Below are 18,438 nucleotides of genomic sequence, written 5' to 3' on the forward strand. Positions count from 1 at the left end.
GAATACGGCAGCGTCGCCTGGCAATGAGCGCATTGGCCCCGTCTCCGTCCGGCTTTCGCATCGTGCTGCTGGCGCTCGCCACCGTCGCGTTCGCGCCTGACACCGCTACCATCGCCGTCGCGGGCGAATTGCCCGCGATCGCTTCGCGCCAGCGCGCCGAGAAGAAGAGCTTTACCGACGGCGAGATCGTCGACGGCTTTCTGAAGACGGCGTTCGGCGCCGAATACCACCTTGCCGGCCGTGTCGATCGCATCCGCAAGTTCGACGGACCGGTGCGCGTGTTCGCCGAGAGCGATCGCGCCGACCGCAAGGCGCAGCTCGCGAAAGTCGTAGCCGACATCGGCAAGCGCGTGCAGCATCTCGACATCGCCATGATCGACTCCAGCGAAGCGGCGAATGTGCGCGTGAAGCTCGTGCGCGACCGCGATCTGTTCCGCACCATCTCGAGCTTCTACGGTGCGGAGAAGGCCCGCGAGATCCGCACCTCGCTCGATCCGCAATGCCTGTCCGGCTTCCGCAAGAACGACAATTTCGAGATCGAGCATTCCGACGTCATCCTCACCGTCGACAACGGCGATTTCACCTTCCTCGACTGCGCCTATGAGGAGCTGCTGCAATCGCTCGGCCCGATCAACGACACCGCCAGCGTGCCCTGGACCATGTTCAACGACAACGTCTCGATGGGCTATTTCGACGTCTATGACCAGTACATCCTCAACCTGCTCTACGATCCCCGCATCAAGGCCGGCATGACCGTGGCTGAGGTCAAGGCGGCGCTGCCCGACGTGCTCACCGATGTACGCATTTGGGTAAGGCGCGTGAACGATCTGAAGGAGTGAGATCGCAAGGGGAGAAGGAAAGCACCGTGGCGCGGCTTTACGCCTTCTTCGCCTTCGACATCAAAAATTGCTGGCGCATCACGTTGTTGCTTCCGTCGTAATATTCGGAGATCAGCGCCTCGAACTCGCTGCGAAAACTCCGCAGCCTGTCCGGCTCGTCCTTGTACTGGGCGACGAGCTTGATCAAAGGCCCGATCGTCGTTTCCATGGTGCGGCGGAAATGCTGCGGGCTGAGTGCGGACGGCGTCATGATGTCCATCTCGAAGGTGATATCCTTCGCTTTCCCTGCGAGACGTTCGGCGACGATCTTCGGATCGCCCCACGACACCGGTGAGGCCACGCCCTCGGGCGGCGGCAGATGGCGGCCGATCAGCGCGAACATCCGGCCGACATAGAGATGCGGCGGCCAGGTGGAGAAGGCGATGGTGCCGCCGGGCTTCAGCACGCGCAGCATCTCGCCGATGGCGACCTTGGGACGCGGCGCGAACATGTGGCCGAACTGGCTGAGCACCACGTCGAACTCGTTGTCGCCATAGGGCAGGCTTTCGGCGTCGCCTTCGGCGAAGTCGACATCGAGATTCGCCAGCTGCGCGTGCTCGCGGGCGCGCTCGAGCAGGACCGGCGACAGGTCGAGACCCCTGACCTTCGCACCGCGGCGCGCCGCCGTGATCGCGGCAACGCCGGTGCCGCATCCGACGTCGAGCAGCATTTGGCCGGTCGCGACCCCGGCGAAGCTCACGAGCTTGGCGGCCGAGGGCGTGGTGAACACTTCCATCGGCGTGAACAGCGACCAGGCTTCCTTCTGGACTGCCTTGAAACCAGCAAACGGGTCTTGGTCGGCCATGGAACTCTCCCTTCGCTCAATGTCAGTTTTTCATGAGGCTGACGACGGATGCCAAAGGTTCAACGCAAGCCCATGACGGCGACGGCTTCGCCTCCCTGGCGGTCCTATTGCACGAGATCGGCAACGATGGTCGCGGCCTTGAGGCCGGTGCCGGTGAGGACCGCGACCGTGGTCTCGGTCGCCTTGATGCTACCGGTGACGGATAGTTTCTCCAGCGCGGCGGCAGCACTTGCGCTGGTCGGCTCGGCGAACAGGCCCTGCCGCGCAAGACGCCGCAGCGCGGCGACGATCTCGTCCTCGGTCAGCGCGACAGTGCCGCCACCGCTCTCGCGCAACGCGCCGATGATCTCGCGCAGGCGCAGCGGATGCTTGATCGCGGTGCCTTCGGCGATGGTCTTGTTCACCTCGCGCGCGACAGGGGTGTCGACGCCGGCCTTGAAGCTTGCATCGATCGGCGAGCAGTTGAGCGGCTGCGCCGCGAACAGGCGCGGCAGCCTGGTGATCTGGCCGGCTTTCAACAGCTCACGGAAACCAAGGGCGCAACCCAAAAGGCTGCTGCCGGCGCCGACGGGCACGATGACGTTGTCGGGGACGCGGAAGCCGAGGTCCTCCCATATCTCATAGGCGAGCGACTTGGTGCCTTCGAGGAAGAACGGTTGCCAATTGTGGCTGGCATAGAAGGTCTGGCTCGACTGCCGGATTGCCTCGGCCTCCGATTCCTCGCGCGGGCCCTCGACCAGCTGCACCGCCGCGCCATAGGCGCGGACCTGCGCGATCTTGGCCGGCGATGTCGAGGCCGGCGCGAGAATCTTCACGCGCATGCCGCCGGCGGCGCCGAGACCCGCCATCGACGAGCCGCCATTGCCGGACGAGTCCTCCAGAATGGCGTCGACGCCGATCTGCCGAAGGAAGGACAGCATCACGGCGGAGCCCCGGTCCTTGAAACTGCCGGTCGGGTTGAACCATTCGAGCTTGAAGAACGGGCGCAGCTCGCCCCAGGCCTGCTGCACCAGTGGCGTGCAGCCTTCGCCGAGCGTGATCGGAGTCTTGATCTCGACCGGCAGCGCCGCCCGGTAGCGCCAGAGCGAACGCGTGCGCGGCTCGATCTCCTCCCGCGACATCCCTGCCCCGGGCGTCACCAGCAGCGGCGTGCGCTCGTCCGAGCACCAGCGCGGCTGGTCCAGCGGATAGAGCTTACCGTTGCGGGGGTCGATGTAGGCGGGGGCGGGCATGGCGGTCTCCAAGGAAGGCGATGCGGCAAAGGCGATCTGTACGTTTTGGTTTGATGACACGTTTTGTCCGGAAACTCGACGCCCGGCACGCCAACCGTGTGGCGCCTCTTGAAAACGTGAAAACCATAATTACTTCATCATCTTACTGCGGTGGCGGAGAGCTCCGCCAGTGCGGTAGCGTGGGACTCGGGCAAGCGCTGCCGGGTCGCGGGACGACAGGAATTTGGCCGCGAACCGCCCCGCCCCCGCGCAGCACGATTAACTTGTCTGTCGCGACTGCCCGCTACAATATGTTGGATTGAGCTCGCGCCGCCGGTGTTCCGCATCGGCAGCGCGACGAGCCAAGGCCCGTCCGAGCGGCGGGCCGTTGGCTTTTTAGGAGTTTGGTCATGAGCCGCGCGAACCGTACCGACCACATCCGCCTCACCTCCCATCCGGAGCCGGGCAGGACAGCCGCCTTCCCGATCCACTGGGGCGCCGCCGACGCACGCACCCGCGGTCCGATCATCGGCACGGTGTCGCGCGCGGGAGATCGCAACGTGATCGGCAGCCATGGCGGCTCCTATGCGATGTACCGCGCGCTCGCGGTGTCCGCCGGCGCGCTCGATCCGATTCGTAGGCCCGACCTCACCAACACGTTTCCCGCGGCGACCATCGGGCCGTTCCCGCAATGGAGCGATCCCGCCAAGATCGTCGCGCTCGATCCCTGGGGGCATCTCGTCGCCGAGAATTTCGGCAAGGACATCGCCGAGGGCATCGACATCAGGCCGAGCATCGCGGTGACGCGCGCGCGGCTGGACCTGCCGGAGATCCGCGAGGCGCTCGCCGCCAAGCGCCTGCGCGCCGACGGCGACGTCGTGCACGCCAATGGCAGCGTGTCGGTGGTGAAGATCGCGATTGATCCGGTCTGGTATCTGCCAGGCCTTGCGGAGCGCTTTGCGACCAACGAGACCGAGCTGCGGCGCACGCTGTTCGAGCAGACCGCCGGCATGTTCCCTGAGCTCGTGACCCGGCCGGACATGAAGGTGTTTCTGCCGCCGATCGGCGGCACCACCGTCTACATGTTCGGCGACGTCACCAAGCTGCCGGACCATCGCACCAAGATCACCTGCCGCGTGCATGACGAGTGCAACGGCTCCGACGTGTTCGGCTCCGATATCTGCACCTGCCGGCCCTACCTCATTCACGGCATCGAGGAATCCGCGCGCGGCGCGCAGGAGGGCGGACTCGGGCTCGTGATCTACAACCGCAAGGAAGGCCGCGCGCTCGGCGAGGTCACGAAGTTCCTGGTCTACAATGCGCGCAAGCGCCAGGAGGACGGCGATGCGGCCGCCGCCTATTTCGAGCGCACCGAATGCGTCGCCGGCGTCCAGGACGCGCGCTTCCAGCAATTGATGCCCGACACCATCCACTGGCTGGGCCTGAAGCGCATCGACCGCTTCCTCTCGATGAGCGACATGAAGCATGACGCTTTGACCTCGCAGGGCATCGACATCGTCGAGCGCGTGCCGATCCCGCCCGAGCTCATTCCCGCCGACGCCTATGTCGAGATCGCCGCGAAGAAGGCCGCCGGCTATTACTCCACCGACATTGCGCCGGAGAAGGACGTCGACGGCGTGGTCGGGCGTTCGCTGGAAAAATACTGATCGATTGATGGCAGACGCTTTGGAATTGCAGGCCCGTTCGCTGCTTAGCGCAGCAGCGGTTCGCGCGCGTGCCGGCGAGATGTTTGGGATCGGTCTGAACGGCGGGCTGACGCATTTCACCATCGATCTCGATCGCATGGATGGCGTTGCCGACGCCGTTCTCGCCGTGACGCGCGAGGCCTATCCGACGCTGGAGATTCCGTTCCATGCGCGCTGGCGGCATTTCGTGCTTGATGGCGTCGACCGTTGGGCGCGGCTCGCGGACGCGACGTCATGGCCCGACCGCGCGGCACGGGCGCGCGCGGAGTTCGACCTTGCCATCGTCAGCGTGCTGCTCGACGCCGGCGCGGGTGCCGCGTGGCGATACCGCGACGCGGTGACGGGACAGAGCATCGGCCGATCCGAGGGACTCGCGATTGCGAGCCTCGACATGTTCGCAAGCGGCCTTTTTTCCCACGATCCCCGCGCGCCCTTCAGGACCGATGCCGACGTGCTCGCGCGACTGCCACTCGCCGCGCTCACTTCGGCCTTTCAGGTGAGCGATGCCAATCCGCTGCTCGGGGTCGAGGGGCGGACCGATCTGCTGCGCCGCTTGGGCAAGCTGGTGGCGGAGCGGGCGGACGTGTTCGGCGCGCACGACACCCCGCGGCCGGGCGGGCTGTTCGATCACATCGCGGCGCAGGCGAAGGGCGGCGCGGTTCCCGCGCCCGCGATTCTCTCGGCGGTGCTGAATCAGCTCGGACCGATCTGGCCGTCGCGGCTGGAGCTTGCCGGGATTCCGCTCGGCGATTGCTGGCGCCACCCGGCGATCAAGGCCGATGACGCTACCGCGGGCCTTGTGCCCCTGCACAAGCTGTCGCAATGGCTGAGCTATTCGTTGATCGAGCCGCTGCAGCGCGCCGGATTCGACGTCACCGACATCGACGGCCTGACCGGGCTTGCCGAATATCGCAATGGCGGGCTGTTCGTCGATCACGAGGTGCTGCGCCTGCGCGACGCCGCCGATGCCGAGCGCGCGCATGCGGTGGATTCCCTGCTCGTCGTCGAGTGGCGCGCGCTGACCGTGGCGCTGCTGGACCGGCTCGCCGAACTGGTCCGCGCCAAACTCGGGCGCACTCCTGAGACATTGCCGCTCGCCAGCATTCTCGAAGGCGGCACCTGGGCCGCGGGCCGCGCCATCGCCTTCGCGCGCCGGCCCGATGGTTCGCCGCCGCTCAAGGTGATCAGCGACGGTACGGTGTTCTAGTCTCTCGTTCGAGTTCGCGGAAACAGATCCTTCATCCGGCGCTTCGCGCCACCTTCTCCCACAAGGGGAGAAGGAAGAAAGGCATCCGATCATGCAAGGCGTCACGATCGTCGATCATCCGTTGGTGCAGCACAAGCTGACCCTGGTGCGGGACAAATCGATCTCGACCAAATCGTTTCGGGAGCTGATCAAGGAGATCGGCATGCTGCTGTGCTACGAGGTGACGCGCGACCTGCCGCTCGCCGATACCGTTATCGAAACGCCGCTGGCGACGATGCATTCGGCCAAGATCGCGGGCAAGAAGCTGGTGTTCGTGCCGATGCTGCGCGCCGGCACCACTTTCGTCGACGGCATGATGGATTTGGTGCCGACCGCGCGCGTCGCCCATATTGGCCTCTACCGCGAGCCGCACAGCTTTGCCGCGGTCGAGTACTTCTTCAAATCGCCGTCCGATCTCAGCGAGCGCCTGGCGATCGTGGTGACGCCCGTGGTTGCGACCGCCAACACGGCTGTGGCCGCAATCGACCGGCTGAAGGAGCGCGGCGCCAAGGATATTCGCCTCGCCTGCCTGATCGCCGCCCCCGAAGGGCTCGAACGGCTGCGCGGACTGCATCCTGACGTGCCGATCTGGACGGCCGCAGTCGATGAAGGTCTCGACGAGAACGGCTTTATCCTGCCGGGCCTCGGCGACGCCGGCGACCGCGCCTACGGGACGAGATAGGCGCCGGCTTGCAAACCGCGTCACGTTAGGAACAGGTTCGCTCGCGCAAGGTTTTCCTGCTCTACGATGGAGAGCACGATGACCTATCAGGATGACCGCAGGGCAGACAGAGCACGCCGCAACAGCCCGGTGGGCTGGGCGATCGGCGCGATCTTCGTGATCGCCGTGGTCGCTGCCGTCTTCTTCTACAATGGACGCGACGTCGGCCCGCAGACCACGACCTCCAATCCGAACAACGCGCCGAGCGTCACCACCGGATCGAATCCACCTGCTGCGCCCGCGAAGTGATGCGCTGAGGGCGGGCCGTCACACCTTGCCGCTGCCGCAGATCCCCTTCAGCGCCTGCCACTCCGCATCCGTGAGCAGCGGCGGGCCGCTGGCGGGGCGGTCTTCTTTCGTCATGCGCGCGAGGCGGTCCTCGGTCAGCGGATGGCTCGCCAGGATCGACGTGAGGCCGCCGCCTTCCTTGCCGGTGATGCGGAACATCAATTCGGCTGCAGGCTTAGGCGAACGGCCGAGCTTGTGCATGATCTCGATGGCAAACGTATCCGCAGCGGTCTCGGCCTCGCGCGAATAGGAAGCCTCAACCACGCTGCGCGAGGCGAAGATCACGGCGCTCGAGCCAGTGACGTCGCCGAACAACAGGCCGATCAGGAACGAGGTGCCGCCGTTGTAGATCAGGCCGCGCATGTTGTCGTAATGCTTGAGATGACCGAGCTCGTGGGCGAGGATGCCGGCGATCTCGTCGGCATTTTCGGCCTTGTCGAGCAGGCCCTTCAGCACGAACACCTTGCCGCCCGGCAGCGCGAACGCGTTCGGCACCGGGGTCGGCAGCACGCCCGCGGTCATGGAATCGTCGTCGAGGCCGGCGGCATCGCGCAGCCGATTGACGAGCTTGACGAAGGCGGCTTTCCCCGCCCCATCCTGGCACTCGCTGCGCCCGAAGATCGTCTTCACCTGAACCTCCGCCGCATCTCCAATGCGCCGCTCGATCGGTTTCGGCACCAGCGGCGCGAGGCGGTCGGCAGCGAGCGGCACGCCGAACAGCACGACGCAGACAATGGAGACGGCGGCAGCCATCGACCAGCCGACGATTTTTGCGACCCCGCGGCGCGAGGTCTGGTGCTCGTCGAGCCGCATGCAGCGCGCGGTCACGTCTGACGCGAGCAGAGCGTCGCGGATTTCCAGCCGGGCCAGCGGCGGAGCGGAAGCGCAGGCGAGCCGCAAGATGCCGGGCGGGCTATCGGCGCGGCGGATGTCGGCATAGGCCCAGCGAACGGGCGTCGCACCCTCTTCGAGGATCTCGAGCGCGTCACCGAGCGTCAGCGCCACCTGCCGCCTGCGGCTCGACACGCCGTCGAAGAAGATCGTCGGCTTTGCGGATTGCGCCGGGACCTCTGTGGACAACTCACTCACAGCTCAGAATCCCGCGACATCGAGTCCATCGGCAAAGCCTTCGCCGAGCGCGCTGGCGAGCTCGGCGCTGCCGCGCACATCCGCCGCGGCTCCGATGTTGTGCACCTCGACAGTTTCCAGCACCTTGGCCCAGAGATCGCGCTGGAGATAGACCCGCATGACGATGTTGAGGGCGAGAGCGAGTGTGAAGTAGCCGATCACCATCATCACCAGCGTCGGGATGCTCTTGGCGGCATTGCCCCGCACCAACGCCTGCTCGACCGAAAGACCGCTCAGCTTGACGACGAGCATGGTCGCTCCGCCGATATAGGCGGCGAAGATGGCCGAGAGCAGCATCCACCAGCCGATCACTTTCCAGTACAACGCGTAGAATGCGTTGTGCGGCAATTGCGAGGACACGCTGACGTCGCCGATGCGGATACCGTCGAGCCACCAGCGCCACTCGCGCGCCTTGAACTCGGCATAGAAGAACGGCGCGAGCGGGAAGATCACCATCGCGATCGGGCTCAGCAGCCACAGCCACCAGCCGCGCTTGAAGAATGTCCAGCCGTCGCCTTCGAAATCGCCGCGTAAATCGCCGTAATGGGTGTGCCGCATCTTGTAGCGTTCGAGCGAGGCCTCGCGCCACGGCAATGCGAGCCCGAGCGTCAGGAACACGAGCAAGCCCCACAGCATGGCGCGGAACGAATAGGCCCAGCCCGATCCGTCCATCCAGAACCGCACGCCGCGCCAGACCGTGCGCGTCAGGCGATAGCGCCGCGCGCGAAAGATCGCAAACTGACCAAAGGCGTAGAAGCTGATGAACAGCGGCGTCGAGGCAAAGCCCTGCCAGCGTTCGAACTCGATACCGACAAGGAAGTAAGCGAGGTAGATCGGCACCAGGATCGCGAGCGCGAACAGGAAGCCGACCAGCAGCTCCTTGGCCCGCCCGGTATATTCGGCGGCGTCGCCATCAACCGCGGTGTTCGCCCACAGATGACGGCGGATGTCGGTGACGAGCCAGAACCGGTAGAAGCCGAAGGTGACGAGCTCGAGCAGGGCACCCTTGGTGACCAATTTGCGAAACTCGGTACGGTTGCCGGTGAAATCGACCCGCGTGGGCGGCAGCGGCGGGGGTAAGGGTTCGGAGCCGATGGGGGCCCATTGCATGTCGTTCACGGCGGCAACCTCGGGGTGCGGACCTGGTTCGATCAAACTTATAGATCAGAGATTAGTCGATCCCCAAGATGGGCGGGTTCGATTTAGCTCGATTCCGGTCGATTTCTGGCACGATTCCACGGCCGAGGGCGTGCGCGAGATCACGTTGTTGGATCAATGGCCTCGTAGTCCGGATGGAGCGCAGTGCAATCCGGGACAGCGGCAGTGGCGGACCGAATCCCGGATTTCGCTCCGCTCCATCCGGGCTACATCACACCCATGTGGCAAAACTCGCCCTTGCTCCGGCGCAGACAACCGGCTGTAATTGCAAATCAAATACCGCAGCGCAGAATTCAACGAGAACGCGCGGTTGATGTCAGGGAGAGCGGTCATGCATGGGACCATCGAAAACGCGGCGAAGCTCGACGCGTTACGCGCACGCGCTACGTCACTGCCGCTGGAGCAGTTCGATCCGGGCGACCCAGAGCTGTTCAGGACCGATACGTTCTGGCCCTATTTCGATCGCCTGCGCCGCGAAGATCCCGTGCACTATTGCAAGGACTCGATGTTCGGGCCGTATTGGTCGGTGACGCGCTACAACGACATCATGGAGATCGAGACCAATCATTCGGTATTCTCCTCGGCCTCCTCGCTCGGCGGCATCACCATCCGCGACATCGATCCGGAACTGCGCCGCGAGAGCTTCATCTCGATGGACCCGCCGCGCCATGCGGCGCAGCGCAAGACCGTGGCGCCGATGTTCACGCCGACGCATCTGGACAATCTCGCGCTCAGCATCCGCCAGCGCTCGGCCGAGTGCCTGGACAATCTGCCCCGCGGCGAGGTGTTCGACTGGGTCGACCATGTCTCGATCGAGCTCACCACGCAGATGCTCGCGGTGCTGTTCGACTTTCCCTGGGAGGATCGCCGCAAGCTGACGCGCTGGTCGGACATCGCGACCACCATTCCCGGCCCCGACGGCCTCGTCGCCACCGAAGACGAGCGTCAGGCCGAGCTGACGGAATGCGCGGGCTATTTCACGCGACTGTGGAAGGAACGCATCGAACAGCCGCCGAAGAGCGACCTGTTGTCGATGATGGCGCATGGCGCCGCGACGCGCGACATGGACGCGAAGAACTTCCTCGGCAATCTCATCCTTCTGATCGTCGGCGGCAACGACACCACCCGCAACACCATGTCGGGCTCGCTCCACGCGCTGAGCCAGCACCCGGAGCAATATCGCAAGCTGCGCGAAAACCCAGCGCTTCTCGACAGCTTCGTGCCGGAAGTGATCCGCTGGCAGACGCCGCTGGCCCATATGCGGCGCACAGCGCTTGCGGACTTCGAGTTCCGCGGCAAGCAGATCAAGAAAGGTGACAAGGTCGTGATGTGGTACGTCTCGGGCAACCGCGACGCCGATGCGATCGAAAAGCCTTACGAATTCATCATTGACCGCGCGCGGCCGCGCACGCATCTCTCGTTCGGCTTCGGCATCCACCGCTGCGTCGGCTTGCGGCTTGCCGAACTCCAGCTCAAGATTATCTGGGAAGAGATCCTCAAGCGATTCGACCATATCGAGGTGGTCGGCGAACCCAAGCGGGTCTATTCGAGTTTCGTGAAGGGTCTTGAAACCTTGCCGGTGAAGATCGCGGCTTAGATTCGCAAAGATGAGTTCGACACGTCCACAAGGAAGCTGTGCCCCCTCTCCCGCACGCGGGAGAGGTCAAGCAAGCAACTGGAGCAAACCACCATGAACATCCAAGCGCCGGTTCAAGTGGACAAGGCCGAACGCATGCGCAGGGCGCGCGAGGAGGCCTATGCGACGCCGCTGGCGCAATTCCACCCGGGCGCGCCCAGGCTGTTCCAGGACGACACCCTGTGGCCGTGGTTCGAGCGGCTGCGCAAGGAAGAGCCGGTGCATTACTGCACCAATGCGCCGATCGAGCCGTATTGGTCGGTGGTGAAGTACAACGACATCATGCATGTCGACACCAATCACGGCCTGTTCTCCTCGGATTCAACGCTCGGCGGCATCGGGATCCGCGACGTGCCGGAAGGCTATGACTGGCCGAGCTTCATCGCCATGGACCAGCCGCGTCATTCGTCGCAGCGCAAGACGGTGTCGCCGATGTTCACGCCGACGCATCTGGACGAACTGGCAAAACTGATCCGCCAGCGCTCGCAGACCGTGCTCGACAATCTGCCGCGCAACGAGACCTTCAATTTCGTCGAGCGCGTCTCGATCGAGCTGACGACGCAGATGCTAGCCACCCTGTTCGACTTCCCCTGGGAAGAACGGCGCAAGCTGACGCGCTGGTCCGATGTCGCGACCGCGCTGCCCAAGAGCGGCATCGTGGCCTCGGCCGAAGAGCGCCGCCGCGAGATGGACGAATGCTACGCCTACATGTCCAAGCTCTGGAACGAGCGCGTCAACTCCGCGCCGCGCAACGACCTGCTGTCGCTGATGGCGCACAACGACGCCACGCGCTTCATGGACCCCGATAATCTCATGGGCAACATCATCCTGCTCATCGTCGGCGGCAACGACACCACGCGCAACACCATGACCGGCTCGGTGCTGGCATTGAACGAGAATCCGGAGCAGTACGACAGGCTGCGCGCCAACCCGGAACTGATCGATTCCATGGTGCCCGAAGTGATCCGCTGGCAGACCCCGCTCGCGCATATGCGGCGCACCGCGCTGCAGGACACTGAAGTTGGCGGCAAGCACATCAAGAAGGGCGACCGCGTCGTGATGTGGTACGTCTCCGGCAATCGCGACGAGGAGATGTTCGAAAAGCCGAACGAGTTCATCATCGACCGCCCGCGGCCGCGGACCCATCTCTCCTTCGGCTTCGGCATCCACCGCTGCGTCGGCATGCGCCTCGCCGAACTCCAGCTCAAGATCGTCTGGGAAGAGATGCTGAAGCGCTTCGACCGCATCGAGGTAGTCGGCGAGCCCAAGCGGATCTATTCGAGCTTCATCAAGGGGTACGAGTCGCTGCCGGTGAGGATTCCGGGGTAGAGTGCTCGCTATACGGCAGGTGTTTCTCAACCTCAGCTGTCATGCTCCGCGACCCGGCTACGCCAAGGCTTCGCCGGGCTGAGGTTCAGGGGCGCCGAAGCTTTAGCGTAGGCGGCAAGCGGGGCATCCAGTATGCCGCGGCTTCTCGGCTCAAGCACTGCGGGCTCTGGAATACTGGATTTGCCCACCTTCGCGGGCAATGACACGCGGGGGTGGATTGAGAGCGGGCGACTCCACCCCAGCTATAAAATTCCGGCATGACAGCTCGCGCAACATGCGATGGGTCGCATACGGCCTTCTGTCCTAAACCGCACCGCCACATCTAACTCAACTTGATGTCCCACACGCCGTCCTTGCGGCAGGCGGCGACTTCCTCGCGCAGGAGGGCGGTGACGGCAAGCGAGGCCGTCGAGACCGGACGGTCGATCGGAGAGGCGAATATGAGTTCGCGCGTCATCGGCTTCGAGACGACAGCCGTTTCCAGCCGCCCGTCCGCGACCTCGCCGTGGACCGACGAGGGCGGCAGCAGCGCGAAGCCGAGGCCTTCCTCGACGAGGCTCGTGAGCACGCGGAACGAATCCGCCTCGAGCTGGACGTTGAGCTTGATCTTGCGCTGGGCCGCCGCATGCTCGATCAGCGCACGGAGACCGTGGGAATGACTGGGCAGCACCAGCCGTTGCCGCAGCAGCCAGCCGACATCGACGCTCTTCTTGCGCGCGAGGCCACAACCGCGCGGACCAACCGCGACGATGTTGTCGCGCCCCAAGCTCTCCACGTTGAGATGCAGATCGGCGGAGCGGCCGTAGAGGATGGCGAGATCCATCTCGCCGCGATGCAGCCATTCGACGAGATGGCCGCTGTAGCTCTCGACGATGCGCAGCGAAATGCCGGGAAATTTTTCGACGCAGCGCCGCGCGAAGCGCGCCGACAGCACGCAGCTCACGGTCGGGACCAGGCCGAGCACGACCTGGCCCGATGGCGGCCCCTTGGACGACTGGATGTCGTCGCGGATCTGGTCGATCTGCCGCACGATACCGGAGGTGCGCGCCAGCAAGAGGCGGCCGGCATCCGTGAGCACCATGCCGCGGCCGTTGCGGGTGAACAATTCCGTGCGCAGCTCGTGTTCCAGGAGCTTGATCTGCCTGGAGAGCGCCGGCTGCGCCACGCGCAACGTATCGGACGCCTTGGAGAGGCTGCCGAGCTCCGCCACGCAACTGAAGGTCCTGAGCTGACGGAAATCCATGCTTGCCAATCCTGGAAGGCTACTCCATACGCTATAGCAAATGAGCATAGGGGGCTGGCAGTGTTTTCACAACGCCAGAGGATCGGCCGGCGTTATCTTAACTGCCGCACATACGGGAAACCCCATGAGTGAAGAACACCACACCGAAGATCACGCCGACATCCGCGAAGCCGTCGCAAAGCTCTGCGCGCAGTTTCCCGGCGAATACTGGCGCAAGCTCGACCGTGAGATGGCCTACCCGAAGGCCTTCGTCGACGCGCTGACCGAGGCCGGCTATCTCTCGGTGCTGATCCCCGAGGAATATGGCGGCGCGGGCTTGAAGCTTTCAGCGGCCGCGGCGATCCTCGAAGAGATCCAGCGCGCGGGCTGCAACGGCGGCGGCTGCCACGCCCAGATGTACACGATGGGCACCGTGCTGCGGCACGGCAATGACGAGCAGAAGGCAAAATATCTGCCGAAGGTCGCGAGCGGCGAATTACGGCTGCAGGCCTTCGGCGTCACCGAGCCGACCAGCGGCACCGACACCACTTCGCTGAAGACCTTCGCGCGCAAGGACGGCAACGCCGGCTACGTCGTCAACGGCCAGAAGATCTGGACCAGCCGCGCCGAACATTCCGACCTGATGCTCCTGCTGGCGCGCACCACGCCGAAGGACCAGGTCAAGAAGCGCACGGATGGACTTTCGGTGTTCATCGTCGACATGCGCGAGGCCAAGAACAAGGGCCTCGAGATCCGCCCGATCCGCACCATGATGAACCATGCCACCACCGAAGTGTTCTTTACCGACATGAAGGTGCCGGCGGAAAATCTGATCGGCGAAGAGGGCAAGGGCTTTCGCTACATCCTCTCCGGCATGAATGCCGAGCGCATTTTGATTGCTGCCGAATGCGTCGGCGACGCCAAATGGTTCATCGCCAAGGCCACCAGCTACGCCAAGGAGCGCAGCGTTTTCGGCCGGCCGATCGGCCAGAACCAAGGCATCCAGTTCCCGATCGCCAAGGCCTACGCCGCGATGCGCGCGGCCGAACTGATGGTGAAGGAAGCGACGCGCAAATACGAGGCCGGGCTCGACTGCGGCGCGGAGGCCAACATGGCCAAGATGCTCGCGGCCGATGCGTCGTGGGAAGCGGCGAATGCCTGCGTCCAGACCCATGGCGGCTTCGGCTTCGCCGAGGAGTACGACGTCGAGCGCAAATTCCGTGAGACGCGGCTCTATCAGGTCGCGCCGATCTCGACCAACCTCGTGCTGTCCTTCATCGCCGAGCACGTCCTCGGCATGCCCCGCTCGTACTGAGGCAGCCATCATGGGAGCACTTGACGGGATCAGGGTGATTGCGGTCGAGCAGGCGGTGGCGGCACCGTTCTGCTCGTCGCGGCTGGCGGATGCCGGCGCGGAAGTCATCAAGATCGAGCGGCCCGAGGGCGATTTTGCCCGCGGCTATGACGCGGCGGCCAAGGGCCAGAGCAGCTACTTCGTGTGGCTCAACCGCGGCAAGCAATCGGCGGTGGTCGATCTCGCCACCAGGGAAGGCTGCGCCGAACTGGAGCGACTGATCGCGAGCGCCGACGTGCTGATCCAGAATCTCAAGCCCGGCTCGATGGACAAGCTCGGCTTTTCGCGGGAGCGGCTCTTGAAGGATTATCCCAGGCTGATTTCATGCACGATCACCGGCTATGGCGACGACGGCCCCTATGCGCACCGCAAGGCCTATGATCTCCTGATCCAGGCCGAGAGCGGCCTTGCCTCGATCACCGGCAATCCCGACGGCGCCTCGCGCGTCGGCATGTCCATCGTCGACGTCGCGACCGGTGCCACCGCGCATGCGGCGATCCTGGAGGCGCTGATCGGGCGCGGACGCACCGGCAAGGGCGCCGACATCCGCATCTCTATGTTCGACGTGATGGCGGACTGGTGCACCGTGCCGCTGCTCAATTCCGAAGCCGGTAATCCGCCCAAGCGCATGGGGCTGCGCCATCCCTCGATCGCGCCCTATGGCGTGTTCACGTCTAGCGACGGCAAGGACATCCTGATTTCGATCCAAAGCGAGCGCGAGTGGAAGACGCTTTGCGCAAAAGTGCTGGACCAGCCCGATCTGCCCGCCGATCCGCGCGTGGCCAACATGGTCGAGCGCGTGCGCAACCGCGACTTCACCGACAAGACGGTCGCGGATGCCTTCGGCAAGATGACGCGCGATGAGCTATTGAAGCGGCTGTCCGAGGCCGACATCGCCTTTGCCGAGGTCAACACCATGGCGGACCTCACCAAGCATCCGCATCTGCGCCGCATCGAGGTGGACACGCCGCAGGGACGCGTCAGCTATCCCGCGCCGGCGCCGATCATTGTCGGCGAGACGCGCAGCTATGGTGCTGTACCGGCGATCGGCGAAAATCCCCAATCCAAGAAATAACAAGAGCGAGGCGTCATGACCGAGAAGCTCGACATCGATCATCTCAGGCAATGGATCGGCCGCAGCGAAGAGGCCACCGACACCGTCACCGCGCAGCTCGTGAAGGGCCTGCGTGCGACGCTGTTCCAGGAGGTCGGCGCGCCCAAGCCGGGCGACGCGGCGCCGTTCACGGTGCATTGGTGCCTGGCGCAGCCGGTGTTTCCGATGTCGATGCTCGGCCCCGACGGCCACCCCACCCGCGGCGGCTTCCTGCCTCCGGTGCCGCTGCCGCGCCGGATGTGGGCCGGCGGCGAGATCGAGTTCCTGCAGCCGCTGCGCGTCGGCGACGAATCGACGCGGAGCTCGCGCATCGCGGACGTACAGGTGAAGACCGGCTCGACCGGCACGCTGTGCTTCGTCTCGGTCGAGCACAGCATCTCCTCGCCGCGCGGCATCGCCATCCGCGAGCGGCAGGACATCGTCTATCGCGAGATGACGACGACGTCCGCGCCGGCAAAGGCGCCGCCTCCGCCGCCGAAGGCGCAGCATCGCCAGACGCATGTCTCCGATCCCGTGCTGCTGTTTCGTTATTCCGCGCTGACCTTCAACGGCCACCGCATCCATTACGACCGCGACTACGTCACCAAGGTCGAGGGATATCCGGGCCTGATCTTCCACGGGCCGTTGCAGGCAACCTTCATCATCGAGATGGCGGCGAAGCTGCGCGGCGGCAAGCCGCCGAAGAAGTTCACCTATCGCGGCCTCCAGCCGCTGTTCGAGGGCTCGGAGTTCTCCATCAACGCCAACGAGACCGCTGATGGCATGGAGCTGTGGACCGCGAACGCGGAGGGGCAGCCGACGATGAAGGGGACCGCGGTGTGGTGATGGTCTCTCCTCGTCATTGCGAGGAGCGAAGCGACGAAGCAATCCAGACTGTCGCCGCGGCGGCATTCTGGATTGCTTCGCTGCGCTCGCAATGACGGGTGAGGTAGCAGCGCCGATGGACAACAGGGAACGGCAACCATGGTGAAGAACGGCAAAGCCACAACCAAATCCGTCACCGTCAAGCAGGCGACGCTCGACCTGCTACGCTCCTTCGGCATCAAGAAGGTATTCGGCAATCCCGGCTCGACCGAGCTGCCGTTCCTGAGCGACTGGCCCGACGACATCGACTACGTGCTCGCGCTTCAGGAAGCCTCCGCCGTCGGCATGGCCGACGGCTATGCGCAGGCGACGCGCAATGCCGGCTTCGTCAATCTGCATTCGGCCGCCGGCGTCGGCAACGCGCTCGGCAACATCTATACCGCGCATCGCAACCAGACGCCGCTGGTGATCACCGCGGGCCAGCAGGCACGCTCGATCCTCCCCTTGCAGGCGTTCCTCTATGCCGAGCGTGCGTCCGAATTCCCGCGGCCTTATGTGAAGTACAGCGTGGAGCCGGCGCGGCCCGAGGACGTTCCGGCCGCCATCGCGCGCGCCTATTACACCGCGATGCAGCCGCCATGCGGGCCGACCTTCGTCTCGATCCCGGTCGACGACTGGGCGCATGCGGCCGCTCCCATCGAAGCACGCAAGGTCAGCCGCGAGATCGGGCCCGAAGCTGACGCGATGAAGGCGCTGGTCACCGCATTCAATTCAGCCAAGCACCCTGCCCTCGTCGTCGGCCCCGGCGTCGATCGCGCCGGCGCGGTCGACCTGATGGTGCGCGTGGCCGAGAAGGCCAGGGCCAGCGTCTGGGTCAGCCCGTTTTCGGCGCGCTGCTCGTTCCCGGAACGTCATCCCCAATTCGCGGGTTTCCTGCATGCCTCGCCGGCGCAATTGTCGGACGCGCTGCGCGAGCACGACCTCGTCGTCGTGATCGGCGCGCCGGTGTTCACCTTCCACGTCGAGGGCCATGCCGCGATCTTCGACGGCGGCGCGACGATCTTCCAGATCACCGATGACCCGGATGCCGCGGCGGTGACGCCGGTCGGCACCAGCATCATCGCGACGATGAAGCCGGCGCTCGCAATGCTGCTCGACCTCTTGCCGGAGAGCAAGCGCGCGGCACCGAAGGGGCGAACGCTGCCGCCGGCCCTGCTAGCCGGCGATCCGTTGCCGGTCGAATTCCTGCTGCATTCGCTGTCGCAGGCGATGCCGGACGGCGCGTCGCTGGTCGAGGAAATCCCCTCGCACCGGCCGGCCATGCAAAAGTTCATGCCGATGCGCGGCCAGGACAGTTTTTACACCATGGCGAGCGGAGGCCTCGGCTACTCGCTGCCGGCCGCGGTCGGCATGGCGCTCGGCAAGCCGACGAGCCGCACGGTGTGCCTGATCGGTGACGGCTCGGCGATGTATTCGATCCAGGCGCTGTGGACCGCCGCGCAGCGCAAGCTGCCGCTCACCATCATCGTCATCAACAATTCCGGCTACGGCGCGATGCGCTCGTTCAGCCAGGTGATGCAGGTGAGGAACGTGCCGGGACTCGAGTTGCCGGGGATCGATTTCGTGCGGCTGGCCGAGGGCATGGGCTGCCATGCGGTGCGGGTGAGCAAGGCGGCCGAACTGGGCGAGGCGCTCAAGCGCGGGATGGCATTCGAAGGGACGAGCCTGGTGGAGGTGGTCGTGGATTCGGCGGTGCCGGTGCTGTACGGGCAGAAGCATTGAGGGCCGACCGTCGTCCTGGCGAAAGCCAGGACGACACCGGAGGTCGTGGCAGGCCC

Annotated in this window: 16 protein-coding genes; 11 read left to right on the forward strand and 5 right to left on the reverse strand. The window is 65.0% G+C overall.

What is annotated here, in order from left to right; all coding sequences use genetic code 11:
• Window positions 1–23: 23 nt before the first annotated feature.
• The gene (locus IVB50_RS14135) at window positions 24–839 is read left to right on the forward strand and encodes a DUF2927 domain-containing protein (protein WP_018453696.1); all 816 of its coding nucleotides are present in this window, start codon (window positions 24–26) and stop codon (window positions 837–839) included.
• Between the two features lie 37 nt (window positions 840–876).
• On the opposite strand, the gene IVB50_RS14140 is transcribed toward IVB50_RS14135, so the two are convergent.
• Together IVB50_RS14140 and IVB50_RS14145 are read right to left on the reverse strand one after the other, a co-directional pair.
• Complete coding sequence (locus tag IVB50_RS14140) at window positions 877–1,683, reverse strand: class I SAM-dependent methyltransferase (RefSeq protein WP_018453695.1); 807 nt, start codon at window positions 1,681–1,683, stop codon at window positions 877–879.
• Window positions 1,684–1,787: 104 nt separating this feature from the next.
• Complete coding sequence (locus tag IVB50_RS14145) at window positions 1,788–2,915, reverse strand: threonine synthase (protein WP_026232576.1); 1,128 nt, start codon at window positions 2,913–2,915, stop codon at window positions 1,788–1,790.
• Window positions 2,916–3,304: 389 nt separating this feature from the next.
• Between IVB50_RS14145 and IVB50_RS14150 the strand changes: the two genes are divergently transcribed.
• The 4 genes from IVB50_RS14150 to IVB50_RS14165 all read left to right on the forward strand — a co-directional run bounded on the left by IVB50_RS14150 (window position 3,305) and on the right by IVB50_RS14165 (window position 6,816).
• On the forward strand, window positions 3,305–4,561 hold the full coding sequence (locus IVB50_RS14150; protein WP_018453693.1) for a GTP cyclohydrolase II: 1,257 nt from the start codon (window positions 3,305–3,307) through the stop codon (window positions 4,559–4,561).
• 7 nt (window positions 4,562–4,568) lie between these two features.
• Window positions 4,569–5,807, forward strand: a complete 1,239-nt coding sequence (locus IVB50_RS14155; RefSeq protein ID WP_247296112.1) for a URC4/urg3 family protein — start codon at window positions 4,569–4,571, stop codon at window positions 5,805–5,807.
• 91 nt (window positions 5,808–5,898) lie between these two features.
• Window positions 5,899–6,528 (forward strand): uracil phosphoribosyltransferase, encoded by a 630-nt coding sequence (gene upp / locus IVB50_RS14160; protein WP_007614501.1) that lies wholly within the window; start codon window positions 5,899–5,901, stop codon window positions 6,526–6,528.
• A gap of 78 nt (window positions 6,529–6,606) precedes the next feature.
• The gene (locus tag IVB50_RS14165; RefSeq protein WP_026232575.1) at window positions 6,607–6,816 is read left to right on the forward strand and encodes a hypothetical protein; all 210 of its coding nucleotides are present in this window, start codon (window positions 6,607–6,609) and stop codon (window positions 6,814–6,816) included.
• A gap of 18 nt (window positions 6,817–6,834) precedes the next feature.
• Here the strand turns inward: IVB50_RS14165 and IVB50_RS14170 are convergent, their stop codons facing one another.
• The gene (locus IVB50_RS14170) at window positions 6,835–7,944 is read right to left on the reverse strand and encodes a M48 family metallopeptidase (RefSeq protein ID WP_026232574.1); all 1,110 of its coding nucleotides are present in this window, start codon (window positions 7,942–7,944) and stop codon (window positions 6,835–6,837) included.
• Between the two features lie 3 nt (window positions 7,945–7,947).
• Complete coding sequence (locus IVB50_RS14175) at window positions 7,948–9,102, reverse strand: YjgN family protein (RefSeq protein ID WP_247296113.1); 1,155 nt, start codon at window positions 9,100–9,102, stop codon at window positions 7,948–7,950.
• A gap of 370 nt (window positions 9,103–9,472) precedes the next feature.
• On the opposite strand from IVB50_RS14175, the gene IVB50_RS14180 reads away from it, so the two are divergent.
• The gene (locus IVB50_RS14180; protein ID WP_018453688.1) at window positions 9,473–10,738 is read left to right on the forward strand and encodes a cytochrome P450; all 1,266 of its coding nucleotides are present in this window, start codon (window positions 9,473–9,475) and stop codon (window positions 10,736–10,738) included.
• A gap of 93 nt (window positions 10,739–10,831) precedes the next feature.
• A complete protein-coding gene (locus IVB50_RS14185; protein WP_018453687.1) occupies window positions 10,832–12,106 on the forward strand; it encodes a cytochrome P450 in 1,275 nt (424 codons plus the stop codon).
• Window positions 12,107–12,428: 322 nt separating this feature from the next.
• Here IVB50_RS14185 and IVB50_RS14190 read toward each other — a convergent pair whose 3' ends face one another.
• The gene (locus IVB50_RS14190; protein WP_085349559.1) at window positions 12,429–13,349 is read right to left on the reverse strand and encodes a LysR substrate-binding domain-containing protein; all 921 of its coding nucleotides are present in this window, start codon (window positions 13,347–13,349) and stop codon (window positions 12,429–12,431) included.
• A 124-nt stretch (window positions 13,350–13,473) separates the two neighbouring features.
• Between IVB50_RS14190 and IVB50_RS14195 the strand changes: the two genes are divergently transcribed.
• The 4 genes from IVB50_RS14195 to mdlC all read left to right on the forward strand — a co-directional run bounded on the left by IVB50_RS14195 (window position 13,474) and on the right by mdlC (window position 18,382).
• Window positions 13,474–14,643, forward strand: coding sequence for an acyl-CoA dehydrogenase family protein (locus IVB50_RS14195; RefSeq protein ID WP_018453685.1), 1,170 nt, complete (start codon window positions 13,474–13,476; stop codon window positions 14,641–14,643).
• Window positions 14,644–14,653: 10 nt separating this feature from the next.
• Entirely contained in the window at window positions 14,654–15,757 is a 1,104-nt protein-coding gene (locus IVB50_RS14200) for a CaiB/BaiF CoA-transferase family protein (protein ID WP_026232572.1), read from the forward strand.
• 15 nt (window positions 15,758–15,772) lie between these two features.
• Window positions 15,773–16,621 (forward strand): MaoC family dehydratase N-terminal domain-containing protein, encoded by an 849-nt coding sequence (locus tag IVB50_RS14205; RefSeq protein WP_018453683.1) that lies wholly within the window; start codon window positions 15,773–15,775, stop codon window positions 16,619–16,621.
• A 138-nt stretch (window positions 16,622–16,759) separates the two neighbouring features.
• Complete coding sequence (gene mdlC, locus IVB50_RS14210; RefSeq protein ID WP_247296115.1) at window positions 16,760–18,382, forward strand: benzoylformate decarboxylase; 1,623 nt, start codon at window positions 16,760–16,762, stop codon at window positions 18,380–18,382.
• The last annotated feature ends 56 nt before the right edge of the window (window positions 18,383–18,438 follow it).

The organism is Bradyrhizobium sp. 87 (genome assembly GCF_023073015.1).
GTDB classification, from domain to species: domain Bacteria; phylum Pseudomonadota; class Alphaproteobacteria; order Rhizobiales; family Xanthobacteraceae; genus Bradyrhizobium; species Bradyrhizobium canariense_D.

Excerpts from the sequence above, each read along its gene's own strand:
- IVB50_RS14135 (WP_018453696.1), top strand. The coding sequence starts at position 24 with ATGAGCGCATTGGCCCCGTCTCCGTCCGGCTTTCGCATCGTGCTGCTG.
- IVB50_RS14140 (WP_018453695.1), bottom strand. The coding sequence starts at position 1,683 with ATGGCCGACCAAGACCCGTTTGCTGGTTTCAAGGCAGTCCAGAAGGAA.
- IVB50_RS14145 (WP_026232576.1), bottom strand. The coding sequence starts at position 2,915 with ATGCCCGCCCCCGCCTACATCGACCCCCGCAACGGTAAGCTCTATCCG.
- IVB50_RS14150 (WP_018453693.1), top strand. The coding sequence starts at position 3,305 with ATGAGCCGCGCGAACCGTACCGACCACATCCGCCTCACCTCCCATCCG.
- IVB50_RS14155 (WP_247296112.1), top strand. The coding sequence starts at position 4,569 with ATGGCAGACGCTTTGGAATTGCAGGCCCGTTCGCTGCTTAGCGCAGCA.
- upp (WP_007614501.1), top strand. The coding sequence starts at position 5,899 with ATGCAAGGCGTCACGATCGTCGATCATCCGTTGGTGCAGCACAAGCTG.
- IVB50_RS14165 (WP_026232575.1), top strand. The coding sequence starts at position 6,607 with ATGACCTATCAGGATGACCGCAGGGCAGACAGAGCACGCCGCAACAGC.
- IVB50_RS14180 (WP_018453688.1), top strand. The coding sequence starts at position 9,473 with ATGCATGGGACCATCGAAAACGCGGCGAAGCTCGACGCGTTACGCGCA.
- IVB50_RS14185 (WP_018453687.1), top strand. The coding sequence starts at position 10,832 with ATGAACATCCAAGCGCCGGTTCAAGTGGACAAGGCCGAACGCATGCGC.
- IVB50_RS14190 (WP_085349559.1), bottom strand. The coding sequence starts at position 13,349 with ATGGATTTCCGTCAGCTCAGGACCTTCAGTTGCGTGGCGGAGCTCGGC.
- IVB50_RS14195 (WP_018453685.1), top strand. The coding sequence starts at position 13,474 with ATGAGTGAAGAACACCACACCGAAGATCACGCCGACATCCGCGAAGCC.
- IVB50_RS14200 (WP_026232572.1), top strand. The coding sequence starts at position 14,654 with ATGGGAGCACTTGACGGGATCAGGGTGATTGCGGTCGAGCAGGCGGTG.
- IVB50_RS14205 (WP_018453683.1), top strand. The coding sequence starts at position 15,773 with ATGACCGAGAAGCTCGACATCGATCATCTCAGGCAATGGATCGGCCGC.
- mdlC (WP_247296115.1), top strand. The coding sequence starts at position 16,760 with ATGGTGAAGAACGGCAAAGCCACAACCAAATCCGTCACCGTCAAGCAG.